10 protein-coding genes are annotated in these 12,613 nt (G+C 59.4%); 3 read left to right on the top strand and 7 right to left on the bottom strand.

Annotation, left to right across the window (positions count from 1 at the left end; genetic code table 11):
• Positions 1-67: 67 nt before the first annotated feature.
• Genes G494_RS0109680 through G494_RS0109665 form a run of 4 tightly spaced genes read right to left on the bottom strand, consistent with a single transcriptional unit; the run spans position 68 to position 2,047 of the window.
• Positions 68-538: a GNAT family N-acetyltransferase gene (locus G494_RS0109680; RefSeq protein ID WP_051305572.1), complete on the bottom strand. Its 471-nt coding sequence runs from the start codon at positions 536-538 to the stop codon at positions 68-70.
• A gap of 1 nt (position 539) precedes the next feature.
• Complete coding sequence (locus G494_RS0109675) at positions 540-1,013, bottom strand: 23S rRNA (pseudouridine(1915)-N(3))-methyltransferase RlmH (protein WP_028584378.1); 474 nt, start codon at positions 1,011-1,013, stop codon at positions 540-542.
• 14 nt (positions 1,014-1,027) lie between these two features.
• Complete coding sequence (locus G494_RS0109670) at positions 1,028-1,435, bottom strand: YkgJ family cysteine cluster protein (protein WP_028584377.1); 408 nt, start codon at positions 1,433-1,435, stop codon at positions 1,028-1,030.
• A gap of 60 nt (positions 1,436-1,495) precedes the next feature.
• A complete protein-coding gene (locus G494_RS0109665; protein WP_028584376.1) occupies positions 1,496-2,047 on the bottom strand; it encodes a YqgE/AlgH family protein in 552 nt (183 codons plus the stop codon).
• 183 nt (positions 2,048-2,230) lie between these two features.
• Here G494_RS0109665 and G494_RS22745 point away from each other — a divergent pair, with 183 nt between their 5' ends.
• Positions 2,231-2,449, top strand: a complete 219-nt coding sequence (locus tag G494_RS22745; protein ID WP_035246088.1) for a hypothetical protein — start codon at positions 2,231-2,233, stop codon at positions 2,447-2,449.
• Positions 2,450-2,493: 44 nt separating this feature from the next.
• Here the strand turns inward: G494_RS22745 and G494_RS0109655 are convergent, their stop codons facing one another.
• Positions 2,494-4,368 carry a two-component system sensor histidine kinase NtrB gene (locus G494_RS0109655; protein ID WP_028584375.1) on the bottom strand — a complete coding sequence of 625 codons (1,875 nt, stop codon included), beginning with the start codon at positions 4,366-4,368 and terminating at the stop codon, positions 2,494-2,496.
• A gap of 343 nt (positions 4,369-4,711) precedes the next feature.
• On the opposite strand from G494_RS0109655, the gene G494_RS0109650 reads away from it, so the two are divergent.
• Complete coding sequence (locus tag G494_RS0109650; RefSeq protein WP_028584374.1) at positions 4,712-5,158, top strand: hypothetical protein; 447 nt, start codon at positions 4,712-4,714, stop codon at positions 5,156-5,158.
• Between the two features lie 113 nt (positions 5,159-5,271).
• On the opposite strand, the gene priA is transcribed toward G494_RS0109650, so the two are convergent.
• Together priA and galU are read right to left on the bottom strand one after the other, a co-directional pair.
• A complete protein-coding gene (gene priA, locus G494_RS0109645) occupies positions 5,272-7,791 on the bottom strand; it encodes a replication restart helicase PriA (RefSeq protein ID WP_028584373.1) in 2,520 nt (839 codons plus the stop codon).
• A 9-nt stretch (positions 7,792-7,800) separates the two neighbouring features.
• Entirely contained in the window at positions 7,801-8,700 is a 900-nt protein-coding gene (gene galU, locus G494_RS0109640) for a UTP--glucose-1-phosphate uridylyltransferase GalU (protein ID WP_028584372.1), read from the bottom strand.
• A 123-nt stretch (positions 8,701-8,823) separates the two neighbouring features.
• Here galU and hrpA point away from each other — a divergent pair, with 123 nt between their 5' ends.
• On the top strand, positions 8,824-12,564 hold the full coding sequence (gene hrpA / locus G494_RS22740) for an ATP-dependent RNA helicase HrpA (protein ID WP_035246086.1): 3,741 nt from the start codon (positions 8,824-8,826) through the stop codon (positions 12,562-12,564).
• The last annotated feature ends 49 nt before the right edge of the window (positions 12,565-12,613 follow it).

Below are 12,613 nucleotides of genomic sequence, written 5' to 3'. Positions count from 1 at the left end.
GAGTCGCTCCTCACAACCCATCCAGGCCGACCCTGCAGAGGTCCGGAAGCTATGGCCCCCTCCGAACTCAGCCCTGCTTGATGAAGAGCTGCTGCTGCTTCTGGGCCTGGTAGCCCTGGCGAAGATAAAATCTGTGGGCCGCTGTCCTTCGGCTGTTGGCCCGGATGCGGATGGAGTCCAGGCCCTGGGCCCGCAACCAGGACTCGGCAGAGGAGAGCAAGCGCTGGCCGCCCCCCTGCCCCTGGTACGACTCCGCGACCACCAGGCTGACGATCTCACCCCACTGGCCCTCGGCAAGCCGGATATCCCTGGCTGCCTGGATACAGCCGACCAGCTGCTCACCCTTCTCCGCGACCAGGAGTTCACCGGACTGGCGGCGGATCAGGACCAGGCGCTGCGCCAGCTCAACCGGGGTTACCCGGTAGCCCAGGGTACGCAGCAGGGGGCCCAGGGAGTCCAGATCACCCTCCCAGGCAGGCCGACAGCAGACGGAGACGCCCGCTGCTGCCGACGGGGCTGGATCATCAGCCTGAGTCACCTCACTTATGGTAGTTATGATTGGCATTGATGGTACAGGCCCGATAGAGCTGCTCGATCAGCAGTAATCTGCTCATCTCGTGGGTAAAGGTGAGCGGGGAAAGGGAGAGCTTGAGATCGGCCCGTTTCAGCACCGACTGGTCCAGGCCGAGGTGACCGCCGATCAGAAAGGCAGCTGTGCCCACTCCCCTGCCCTGCCACTGTTTAAGCAGTGCCGCCAAGCCCTCGGAATCCAGCAGCTTGCCGAGGGGATCGAGGGCAATCACCACCCCCTTTTTAAGGGCCCCGACCTGGGCCAGGAGTTGCTCGGCCTCCTGGCGTTTGATTACGCCATCAGCCTCCCGGTTGGAGGATCGCTCCTTGAGCAGCGGCAGCTCAACCCGGCCGAATCGCCCCAGGCGCCTGGCATAGTCGGCAATGCCCTGGTCCAGATATTTTTGCCGGGTCTTACCGATAAAGGGGATAACAAAATTCATGACAATGGGCCCAGTCAGTCCCTGTCCAGGATCTCTTTGAGCCGTGCACAGAAGGCTGCATAGCCCAACTCACGGTTCAAACCCGGGCAGGAGGCGGTGATGGTCTGGTAATTACTTTCATCGGCCAGGATGCTGGGATGCAGCGGCCATTCGCGACAACGCTCGGGTCGGCCCAGGTGGACGCTGCAGCCCTTGATGGCTTCATCGTAAAAGATACAGTGACCGTCCACCACCTTCATCTGGACTACCTGACCGGTGACCCGCCAATACTGGGCCCGGGCCTCCTCGATGCTGAGGCCGAGCTCGGCAGCCATCCGCTGCTGGTCAAAGGGGCTCAAAGAGACGGTGGTCTCACCGTGGCAGCAGAAGCCGCAACGGCTGCATTGAAATATTTCCTGGTTGTGCGTAGTTGTGTCTTCCATGGGAAAAGAATAGGGAAATCGTCTAGCTGAGATTAAAAATATTGGAGTGGAAACAGGGGATCAGGCAGATCCGAGAATATCGCCGAACATCTCGATATTGATGCCGAACTGCTGGGCGGCTTTTTTCCACTTGGATTCATCCGGGGTGTGAAAGAGGACATCAAGGTCACCGGGTACGGTCAGCCAGCTGTTATCCAGCAACTCGTGCTCCAGTTGGCCGGCACCCCAACCGGCGTATCCCAGGAGAAAGAGAAACTCTGCCGGGCCCTTGCCCTGACTGATATCTTCCAGCAGGCGGGTATCACGTGAGAGCGAGACCTCTCCGGTGACAGCAAGGGAGTAGCGGTCCTTTTCCTTGGCGGTGTAGAGAATAAACCCTGAATCCAACTCCACAGGACCGCCGATATAGACCGGCGGCAACGGCCCTTCGGGGATGGGCATGTTAATCCCGTAAAAAATTTCCACCAGGGAAATTTCATGGTTGGGTTTGTTGATGACCAGCCCCATGGCGCCCTCGTCGCTGTGGGCACAGAGGTAGATGACCTGTTCCTTGAAACGGGGATCAGGCATCTGGGGTGTGGATATGAGAAAATGACCGCTGAGACTTTCCATAGGTATCGTGTAGCTCCTTTCTAGTCAAAGGTTAGCACCCTTCTACCGCAACAGTCAAGGGAGATAGTTCGCCCGGCGAATTTGTCCGCCCAAGTCGGCTCAACCGTTGCCGGCCACTGCCTCTTCGTGGTACAAAGGGGACAACCTGAGAATTCCACCTTCCTGGACAATGGAGGATCCCCCATGGACGACAACAGCTCACTCTACCCCCATTCAGATAAGATCAAAAAAGCCCTGGTTTGGATCTGTGAAACCCTGGAAGACAAACCCCAGCTCAGCCGAAAGGAGGCCATCCAGCAGGCTGTGATCCGCTTTGACCTCTCTCCGGCGGACAGCACCTTTCTGGAAAAAAATTTTTCCACGGATCCAGAGCGGCCCGATAACTTCTGTGGAGGAAGCTAAGCCCTCCGGCGCAGGACACTTCGCTCTCCCGCCTGGGCCAAATTTCAGGGCAAAGGTTCAGTCGGGTTCGGCCCCGAGGCTACGGGCAGGTGCAGACACACCAGCGTGCCTTCTCCCGGCTGACTCTCGATGGTCATGGTGCCCTCATGGTCGGCAACGATCTTCTGGGAGATGGCCAAACCGATCCCGGTACCCCTGGCCTTGGTGGTAAAGTAGGGATAAAAGACCTGGGACAGGGTCTCCTCATCCATGCCCACCCCGTTATCCCTTATCCGGATCTCCACTGAACCAGGCTGACCAGCTGGCATCGCCTCCAACTGCAACTCGCCCCCAGGGCCCATGGCCTGAAGGCTGTTCAGGAGGATGTTCATGATAACCTGGGTAAGCCGATCCCGGTCCCCCCTTACCGGCGGCAGATCAGGGGCAAGCTCAAGGGAGACCTGAATATGGCTGTCGCTTATCTCTGCCGAGATCAGCTCCAGTTCCCGGGCCAACAGTTCGCCGATATCCACCTCCTCCAGATGCAGGGGCAACGGCCGGCTAAAACTGAGTAATTCAGAGATGGTCCGGTTCATCCGCTCGGTTTCCTGGATCAGCAACTCCGCAGTATCCTGTTCCTTGCTCCCTGGCTGAAACTTATTTTTCAGCAACAGAGCCAGGCCTTTGATGGAACTGAGCGGATTTCGCACCTCATGGGCCACGCCGCCGGCCATCTTGCCGATGGCGGCCAACCGTTCATGTTCCCGCATCTTCTGCTCCAGCTGTTTGAGCTGTGATATATCCGAGAGCAGCAGCACCTCTCCCATGTACTGTTGGTCCCGGGTATAGATCTGGATCAGACGACAGAGCAGGACCTGATCCCTGCCCTGGATACGGAGGCGAACCTCCTCTTCCTGTTCTGCACCGCTTCCCGGGGATGGTGTCTTGGCGGCAAAGAAGGCGGCCAGGGCTGGGGGCAGGATCGCCTGGGGAGAGGTACCAACAGCCTCAGCCCGGCAGATACCGGTCATCTCGGTGACGGCATGGTTCCAGGTGGCGATTCGCCCCAGCCGGTTGGTGGCAATCAGGCCCACGGGCAGGGAGGAGATCAGCAGTGAGGTAAAGGCCTGAATCTCGTCCAGGGTCTTCTGGGAAACCCGGTAGCCCTGAACCACGGACAGGGAAAACCATCCGGCAACTCCGATGAGCAACATGGCCAGGGAGAGGATGAAGATCTGGAAGCGGAGGCGGCCCAGGGTCTGGTCATATTCCGCCATGTCCAGGCCGACCAGGATAAAATATTGTTTATCCTGGTCGCCGGGGCCAGGGAGACGGGAACGCATGGAGCGCATCATGGAGCGGCGCCCCCGCTCTTCCATGAAAAATCCGCCCCGGTGAGAAGGCGGACCCTGTCCTGGCCCTCGCCTATGGTGGCCGAGGGAAGGAAAGGGGGTAAAGGGACGGATGGCCTCCAGGACCCGGCCGCTGGATCGTTCCTCTATGGTATAGTACATTTTTCTGGTCGGCTCAGCCGAAGAGCCGGGCAGCTGGGGGGGCCTAGAGAACCTGGTCGTTCCGACCCGGGCCCCATCACTGTGAACCGTGACCCGTCCCTGCTCATCGATCAGGGCCAGTTCCTTGATCTCCGGGTCTTCGATCAGGTGCCGTAATACTCGCTGCGCATGCTCCTGCCAGGGCTCACTCTCCCAGAAATTTTTCCGCAGATCAGCCAGGTAGGAGGCTCTGGCCCCGGACTGGGCCACATTCATCAGGGTGGTCGCCTTCTGGAGCATGGCATTGGTCATCAGCCGTTTCTCCAGACGAAGATTGTGAAATGCAAAGGTGACGATGATGATCACCAACAGGCCGGCTGCTGCCGCCAGCAGCCAGGGCGAGGCAAAGAGAAGTCGTGATCTGATGAGCGCGGTTGTATTTCCCATGGGTCTGATCAGGCAAAAAGTGATCCAGTAACTTCCGGTGGTAGATGATGGTGGCAACTGCGGGGAATGAGTACTGATAATCCCCGGAACTCCGCCTTGGACCACTCCAGGCGGATACTTTTTACCCAGAGCAGAACTCCGACCTGGGTAAAAAGGGAACAGTTCGCGGCTGCTGCCGGCGTATCCCGCGTGACTGTCGGGACATTTTGCTCATAAAGATTTTTCATATCATATAGTTACAGATATATAATTATTTCTGGCACAGGATTGGCTATAATGAAGGTGCAACAGGCAGACAAGCAATAACAACCAGTATCATCAACCCTACCAAGGAGTAGACCATATGAAGAAAGGTACCAGTAAGAAAAAGATGCTCGCCGCCGCCATCCTCACCACGGGTCTGGCCCTGACCATCACCCAGGCCGCCACGGCCAGGCCAGGGGGCTGGGGCAACAACGGCCAGGTACCCTGCCAGATGCAGCAGCAGCTGAATCCGGTGGCCCAAAAAGCACAGGAAAAATTTCTCACGGATACAACGGAGTTGCGTAAAGAGATGGCAGTCAAGCAGACCGCCATGCGGGCGGTGATGGGTGCCGAGACCCCCAACTCCACCAAGGCCGCCCAGCTGGCGGGCGAACTCTATGACCTCAGGGAACAGCTCCGCCTCAAGGCCCAGGAGTATGGCCTCCCTGCCTCTGCCTGCGGCATGGGACAGGGCATGGGCATGGGCCAAGGCGGTGGCAAGGGCTTCCACCACCAACAGCGACGTGGTTGCGGCGCACGCTTCTAAAGCCGATAAGGCAGTATCTGGACGTCCCTCCGAAGATCCCTGGCAGGTTTCCCTCCTTTTCCTGCCGGGGATTTTTTATCCCCCCTCTCCCTGCTCGTCCCATCCAAACCGGGTCACATCATATTTTCCGGATCTACATCAATTCCCAGGCGTACCGCCCCCAGCCTCAGCTGCCGCTGTCCTGCGGCTAGGCGGCCACAGATGTCATGGAGTTGCCGACCGTTGGTACTCTTCATCAGCAGCTGCCAGCGGAAGCGATCCTTGATCCTGGAGAGTGGCGCCGGTGCCGGCCCAAGCAACTCGATCCCTGTCTGACCGTGTTCGTCTCTGATCAGGCGGGCAATCTTTTGGGCTGCCAGCTCCACCTTCTTTTCCTCGACCCCGCTGAAGCGCAGGTTCACCAGGCGGGAGAAGGGGGGAAAACCCAGCAGGGAACGAGTGGTGATCTCCTGGTCATAGAGGGCCTGGTAGTCGTGATCCCGGGCAAAGCGAATGGCGTAATGCTGGGGCTGGTAGGTCTGGACAATCACCTTACCGCTGTACTCCCCCCGACCTGCCCGACCGGTAACCTGGGAAAGCAGGGAAAAGGTCCGTTCCGCAGCCTTATAGTCAGGGATGGCCAGGCCGGCATCGGCTGAGACCACACCCACCAGGGTGATGGCCGGAAAATGGAGACCTTTGGCGATCATCTGGGTCCCTACCAGGATATCCACCTGGCGATTGCGAACTGCCTGGAGGGTGGCCAGGTAGTTCTTGCGCTTGACCGCGGTGTCACTGTCCAGCCTGGCAACCCGCGCCGAGGCAAAGAGCTGCCTGGCCTCCTCCTCTATCTTTTCCGTACCCAGGCCGATGCCGCTGACCTTGGTGGAGTTGCAGCCAGGACAGACGATATTGGTATGCAGGGTAAAACCGCAGTAGTGGCAGAGCAGTTTATCGCTGCTGCGATGGTGGGTCAGGGAGACCTGACAGTGGCTGCACTGGAGGACATGACCGCAATCCCGGCAGAGCATGGCCGAGGAAAAACCGCGACGGTTGACATAGAGCAGGACCTGCTGGTTATTATCCAGGGTCTGGTGGATAGCGCTGATCAGCTGATCGGAAAAAAACAGATCCGGACGGGACCTTTTTTCCCGTGCCAGATCAACCACCTGCACCTCGGGCAGGGGCTGATTTTCCACCCTTCTGGCCATGGTCAACAGCCGGTACTTTCCCTGGCAGGCGTTGTTGAAACTGGTCACCGCCGGGGTGGCCGAGCCCAACACCACCGGGCAGGAGGCCATCTTGGCCCGCATCACCGCCACATCACGGCCGTGATAGCGGGCGCCCTCTTCCTGTTTGTAGGCCGGCTCGTGCTCCTCGTCGACAATGATCACCCCGAGATCATCCAAGGGGGCAAAGACTGCAGACCTGGCCCCCAAGACCACCCTGGAACGTCTGTTCCAGACCTTGAGCCACTGGTCGAAACGCTCCCCCTGGCTCAGGCCGCTGTGAAAGATGGCCAGCTGTTCGCCAAAGCGGGCATAGAACTGAGCCTCCAACTGGGCGGCCAGGGCAATCTCAGGCACCAGGACCAGGGCGCTCTTTCCCTGCTCAAGGGCCGCGGCCACTGCGCGGAGATAGACCTCGGTCTTGCCGCAGCCGGTGACCCCGTGGAGGAGAAAGGGGCTGAAGCTCCCCTGGTCAATGGCCGGGATCACGGCTGACAGGACCTCCTGCTGTTCAGGGGTGAGCTGGAGCGGTGGTTCTGCGGCGATCTCCCTGCCGCCAAAGGGATCACGATAGATCCGCAGCCGCTCTTTGACCAACACCCCCTGCTCACAGAGCGCGACCAGGGCCTTGCCACAGTTACGGTACACCTCCAAAAGAGAACGCCTGGCCACCGGTGCCTTCGGTCCTTGACGACAGAGTTCCAGGAAGTAGAGAAGGGTCTTCTGCTCCGAGGGTTTGAGACGCACCCCTTCCCCGCCTCCGTCGGCCGGAGAGAGCTCCTGGGGAATCTCTGCCGGCTCAAGCTCATGGAGAGAGTCAAAGGCAGCGGCCAGGGTGTAGGCGGTCTCTTTTTTTTCCTTCAGCTGCGAGGTCACCAGTTCAGGAACCAGTTCGAGCCAGCCCTGTTCAGCCAGTTGCTGCAGTTTCCTTTTCTCCGACGGATCGCGCCAGAGTTGAGCCACCTTGGCCGCTGTCAGCTGGCGGTCGTTGCGCAGGGACTCAAGCCAGGGGTGGCGGCCTGGGGAGAGCTCCTCGGGCCGGGTCTCTGCCAGCTGGGCGATCCCCATGGCCGTCAAGCTGGCCCGCAGGCCGGAACGGGCCGTGGGGGCAACCGGCAGGGCGGTCTTGATGACCTGGCCCAGGGGGTGATGGTAGTAAGCGGCCAGCCAACGGTAGAGAGGAATCAACCACTCGGGAAACAGGGGTGCCGGGGCAAAGACCCGGTTGATGGGTTTCACCACAAAGGTATCAGTAGCAGGATCGGTCAGCGGGGAGGTTCCCAGGACATAGCCGGTGACCCGCCTCCTCCCCAGGGGGACCACCACACAACTGCCCACCGGAACGGGATCCTGCTGGTCCCGGGGGTGACCGTAGGTCAGCGTCTGTGCCATCGGCGCATCAACGGCCACCTCATAGTGTTGCATAGGGAGCGACTACTCCTTTTCCAGGCCAGGGATCTCACAGCCCTGACAGATCATCTCCAGGTACTCTCGAAAGGGTGCGCCAAGATCCCGATGGTGGAGGGCAAAGTCGACAATCGCCTTGAGATAGCCGAGTTTGTCGCCGGCATCATAGCGCTGGCCATCAAACTCATAGGCATACATTCCCCGGAGATTGGAGAGGGCCAGGAGGGCATCGGTGAGCTGGATCTCACCCCCATGGCCGGGGGTGGTCTTGCCCAGGAGGTCAAAGACCTCGGGCATCAGCAGGTAGCGTCCGATGATGGCCATATCCGAGTGCGAGGTCCCGGGTGCGGGTTTTTCCACCATCCGCTTGACCTTGAAGGTGCGTTCCCTTTCGGTCTCAACGCCCTCGACAATTCCGTACTGATAGGTCTGGTCCATGGGCACCCGCTGGATGGCGACAATGGATTCGCCCACCTGGTGATAGAGGTCGATCATCTGTTTGCAGCAGGGTACCCCACTCATCACCAGATCATCTCCCAGGAGTACCAAAAAGGGCTCGTCACCGATGACGTTGCGGGCCATCCAGATGGCGTGGCCCAGGCCCAGGGGTTTCTTCTGCCGCACCGAGACGATATCGATCAGGTTGGAGATGTTGTTGAGTTCCTCGCCCAGGCTCACCTTGTTTTTTTCCTTGAGCACCGTATCCAGACGAAAGTCATAGTCAAAGTGATTCTCGATGGCGGATTTCCCCTCGCTGGTGATAAAGACGATCTCTTCTATGCCCGAGGCGACCACCTCCTCGACGATGTACTGGATGGTGGGGCGATCGACAATGGTCAACATCTCTTTGGGGATGGCTTTAGTGGCAGGCAGGAAGCGGGTACCGAGTCCAGCTACCGGAATAACAGCTTTTTTTATGGCCTTCATGGGCACCTCAGGGGTTGGTTTAAGGGGTATTCGATCCAGGGAGGGAAAGAGTTGTTGTAAAAACATGCAATCGTAAACTATACTCTATCCTCTTTTCCCCTCAAGTAGAAAACACAATTTTCCATGCAACTATCCTATCCCCCTGCCCTCCCCATCTCCGAGCACAGCCAGGAGATCTGTACCGCCCTCCAGGAACACCAGGTGATCATCGTGGCCGGTGATACCGGGTCGGGCAAGACCACCCAGCTGCCCAAGATGTGTCTCCAAGCCGGCCTGGGGAAAGAGGCCCGGATCGGCTGCACCCAACCCAGGCGTATTGCCGCCATCTCCGTGGCCGAGCGGGTGGAAGAGGAGCTCAAGGAACCTGGCCTGGCAGGCTACAAGATCCGTTTCCAGGATCGGATCTCGGAGCAGACCGTGATCAAGTTCATGACCGACGGGGTCCTGCTGGCCGAGACCAAGAGCGACCGCTTGCTGCGCCAGTACGATACCCTGATCATCGATGAGGCCCACGAGCGGAGCCTCAACATCGATTTTCTCCTGGGCTACCTCAAACAGCTGCTCCCGCGGCGACCGGACCTCAAGCTGATCATCTCCTCGGCCACCATTGATACCGATAAATTCAGTCAGCACTTCTCCCAGGCACCGGTGATCACGGTTTCAGGCCGGCTCTTTCCCATCGAGACCAGGCACCTGGGAGACGAAGAGCGGGACGAGGGGCAGGAACGATCCTATGTGGATCAGGCCGTTGAGGTCCTCGAGGATCTCTGTGCCGACCCGTTCGGGGGCGACATCCTTGTTTTTATGCCTACGGAGAGGGACATATTCGACACCCTTGAAGGCCTGAGTGAACCCATCCGCCGGGACAACCTTCTCCTGCCGCTGTTCGGCCGGCTCCAGGCCTCGGATCAACGCAAGATTTTCCAAGCCTCCAAAAAGCGAAAGATCATCGTGGCCACCAATGTGGCAGAGACCTCCATCACCGTTCCAGGCATCCGCTATGTCGTGGACTCGGGGCTTGCCCGGATCTCCCGATACAACATCCGCACCGGTACCACCAGCCTCCGGATCTCCAAGGTGAGCCAGGCCAGCTGCAACCAGCGTCAGGGACGCTGCGGCCGCACCGGACCGGGGGTCTGTATCCGGCTTTACAGCGAAGAGGACTACCTGGCCCGGGACGAATTCACCCTGCCGGAGATCCAACGCTCCAACCTGGCAGAGGTCATCCTCCAGATGGTCAGCCTCAAGCTGGGACAACCGGAACAGTTTCCCTTTGTGGACGCTCCTCTGCCCAGGGCAATCCGGGAGGGCTACCGCACCCTGCGGGAAACCGGGGCCCTGACCGGCGAGCACAGCCTGACCGCCAACGGCAGACTGATGGCCACCCTGCCCCTGGATCCCCGAATCTCCCGGATCATCATCGAGAGCGCGGCCAGGGGGGCCCTGCGGGAGAGCGTCATTCTGGCGGCCGCCCTCTCGGTCCAGGATCCCAGAGTCCGTCCCCTGGACAGGGAACAGCAGGCCAGGGAGGCCCACGCCAGGTTCAAAGACCAACGCTCCGACTTCCTCTCTCTGTTGAACATCTGGGATCAGCTCTTTGCAGAGGGCAGCCGGGTCAGCTGGTCCAGGCTCTCCAAGTTCTGCAAGACCAACTTTCTCGCCTGGCAGCGGATGCGGGAGTGGATCGATGTCCATGAGCAGATCCTGGGACTCTTGAAGAGAAGATCAGAGTTCACCCTGAACCGTGAACCAGCAGCTTACGACCCACTCCACATCTCCCTGACCAGTGGTTTTCTGCGTAACTTCTGCCGCAAGAAGGAGCGTAATATCTACCTCGCCCCAGGCAACAAGGAGGTGATTCTCTTTCCAGGTTCTGCCCTGCATAAACGTGGGGGCGAATGGATCGTGGCCGCCCACTTCGTGGAGACCACCCAGCTCTTTGCCCGGACCGCGGCCAACATCAAGGTAGAGTGGCTGGAAGAGTTGGGCGGCGATCTCTGTAAACGCTCCTGGAGCAACCCCCGCTGGGAAAAGAAGAGCGGCCAGGTCATCGCCGATGAACAGGTCAGCCTGTTCGGCATCCCCATCGTCCATGGCCGCCGGGTCAACTATGGCCGCTTAAACAGGGATACCAGGCAGGAGGCCAAGGAACTCTTTATCCGCGAGGCCCTGATCCCGGATAAACTCGGCGGTCGTTATCCCTTTCTCGCCTTTAATCAGAACCTGATCAGGGAGTACCGGGAGATCGAAGAGCGGCTGCGCCGTCGCACCATCGTGGCCGATGAGGAGCAGCTCTTTCACTTTTATGATGAGCGACTGGTTCAGGTCTATGATCGCTTTACCCTCAACCGGCTGCTCCGCCGGAAAAAGAACGACGCCTTCCTCCGTATGAGCCAGGCAGATATCTGCCTGGATGCCCCTGCCGATGATGAGCTCTATCGCTTCCCCCCCACCCTCCAGGTAGGTGAGTTCCAGCTGCAGCTGCGCTATCGCTTCGAACCAGGCAAGGAACAGGACGGGGTGAGCGCCTGTATCCCCCGCCAGATCGCCTCCCACCTCAATCCCAACATCTTTGAGTGGCTGGTTCCAGGCCTGTTGCCGGAAAAGTTACTCTATCTGCTCAAGCGTCTTCCCAAACGAATTCGTAAAAACCTGGTGCCGCTGCCAGATACCGTGGACCGGATCATGGATGGTCTGGAACTCTACAAGGGCTCCCTCTACCAGGGGATTGAACAGGCCCTGCTCCGTTCCCACCGGCTGCAGATCCAGCGGGCCGACTGGCTGGCAGAAGCCCTCCCCGCACACCTGACCATGCACTTTGTGCTCCTGGATGAGGAGGGCAAGGAGGTCTGTTTTGCCCGCTCCTTTAACCAGATTCTCCAACAGGCGAAGGGCAGCGCTCCCTCCCAGAGGAAGCGAACGGTACAGAGCCTGCCCACCCTTGACAACATCAGCGCCGAGGAGCTGGATCTGATCGACCCCACCATCAGCTTCCCGGGCAAAGGCGGGGGCGTCGAACTCTACTACCCGGCCCTCCAGGTGGATCCGGCAGCCAAGCAGGTCCACCTGCGCTACCTCCAGGATGAGGAGCAGAGCCTCCAGGCGAATCGTCATGCTCTGGAGGCCCTCTATGCCCGGAATTTCGCCCAGGAGAGCACCCAGCTGAAAAAACAGTGCAAGGCTGCGGTGACCGCGAACTCGGCCAGTTGGCTCTCCCTGGGGGGAAATTATTCCGCAGCCGCCCTCAAGGAGGCCCTCTACTCCTTTGTGATGGCTGCCCTCTTTGCCATAGAGGGCAATCCCCTGCCCTCCTATGCCAGCTTTTGCGCCCACAACGATGCTATCCGGAAACAGGGGCTGCTCCGAGCCGCTGCACCGCTCATGACCCTGCTGGCTGACAACCTCCAGAAACGCAAGGAGGCCCGCCAGAAGATCTCCAGCTGGGCCCAGCGGGCACGAAAACTGAAAAACTTCGATTCCCAGCGCCATCACGAGTACAACCAGGCCCTGGAGCGGATCCTACCCCAGAATTTTTTAATAAGCGGCGACCCGACCATGCTCCAAAATGGCCCCAGGTACCTCCAGGCACTGATCATCCGGATCGAGCGGGCCGAGCATGCCCCGGAGAAAGATCGTCGCAAGGCAGAGCGGTTGATCAAGGCCAACAACCGCCTGGATCAGGCCCGCCAGTTCTCCACCGGCTCCGGCCAGTGCCGCCAGAGCCTCAACCACTATCGTCAACTGCTGGAAGAGTTCCGGGTATCGGTATTTGCGCCGGAACTGGGAACCACGACCTCGGTCTCCGAAAAAAAGCTGGAACAGTTCTGGAGCGAGGTGGAAAATACCTGTCGCCGGGTGGAGTAAAGGCAGCAAGGGCCAGCGGATTAAGGTTCAGGGCTCAGGCCTTATGACA

Source organism: Desulfogranum mediterraneum DSM 13871 (assembly GCF_000429965.1).
Classification (GTDB): Bacteria; Desulfobacterota; Desulfobulbia; order Desulfobulbales; family Desulfobulbaceae; genus Desulfogranum; species Desulfogranum mediterraneum.
Note: the sequence above shows the minus strand (reverse complement) of the source record. Positions and strands in the feature narration are given on the sequence as shown.

Coding starts and splice junctions, on each gene's coding strand:
- G494_RS0109650 (WP_028584374.1), top strand. CDS start 4,712: ATGAAGAAAGGTACCAGTAAGAAAAAGATGCTCGCCGCCGCCATCCTC.
- G494_RS0109670 (WP_028584377.1), bottom strand. CDS start 1,435: ATGGAAGACACAACTACGCACAACCAGGAAATATTTCAATGCAGCCGT.
- galU (WP_028584372.1), bottom strand. CDS start 8,700: ATGAAGGCCATAAAAAAAGCTGTTATTCCGGTAGCTGGACTCGGTACC.
- hrpA (WP_035246086.1), top strand. CDS start 8,824: ATGCAACTATCCTATCCCCCTGCCCTCCCCATCTCCGAGCACAGCCAG.
- G494_RS0109655 (WP_028584375.1), bottom strand. CDS start 4,368: ATGGGAAATACAACCGCGCTCATCAGATCACGACTTCTCTTTGCCTCG.
- G494_RS22745 (WP_035246088.1), top strand. CDS start 2,231: ATGGACGACAACAGCTCACTCTACCCCCATTCAGATAAGATCAAAAAA.
- priA (WP_028584373.1), bottom strand. CDS start 7,791: ATGCAACACTATGAGGTGGCCGTTGATGCGCCGATGGCACAGACGCTG.
- G494_RS0109675 (WP_028584378.1), bottom strand. CDS start 1,013: ATGAATTTTGTTATCCCCTTTATCGGTAAGACCCGGCAAAAATATCTG.
- G494_RS0109665 (WP_028584376.1), bottom strand. CDS start 2,047: ATGGAAAGTCTCAGCGGTCATTTTCTCATATCCACACCCCAGATGCCT.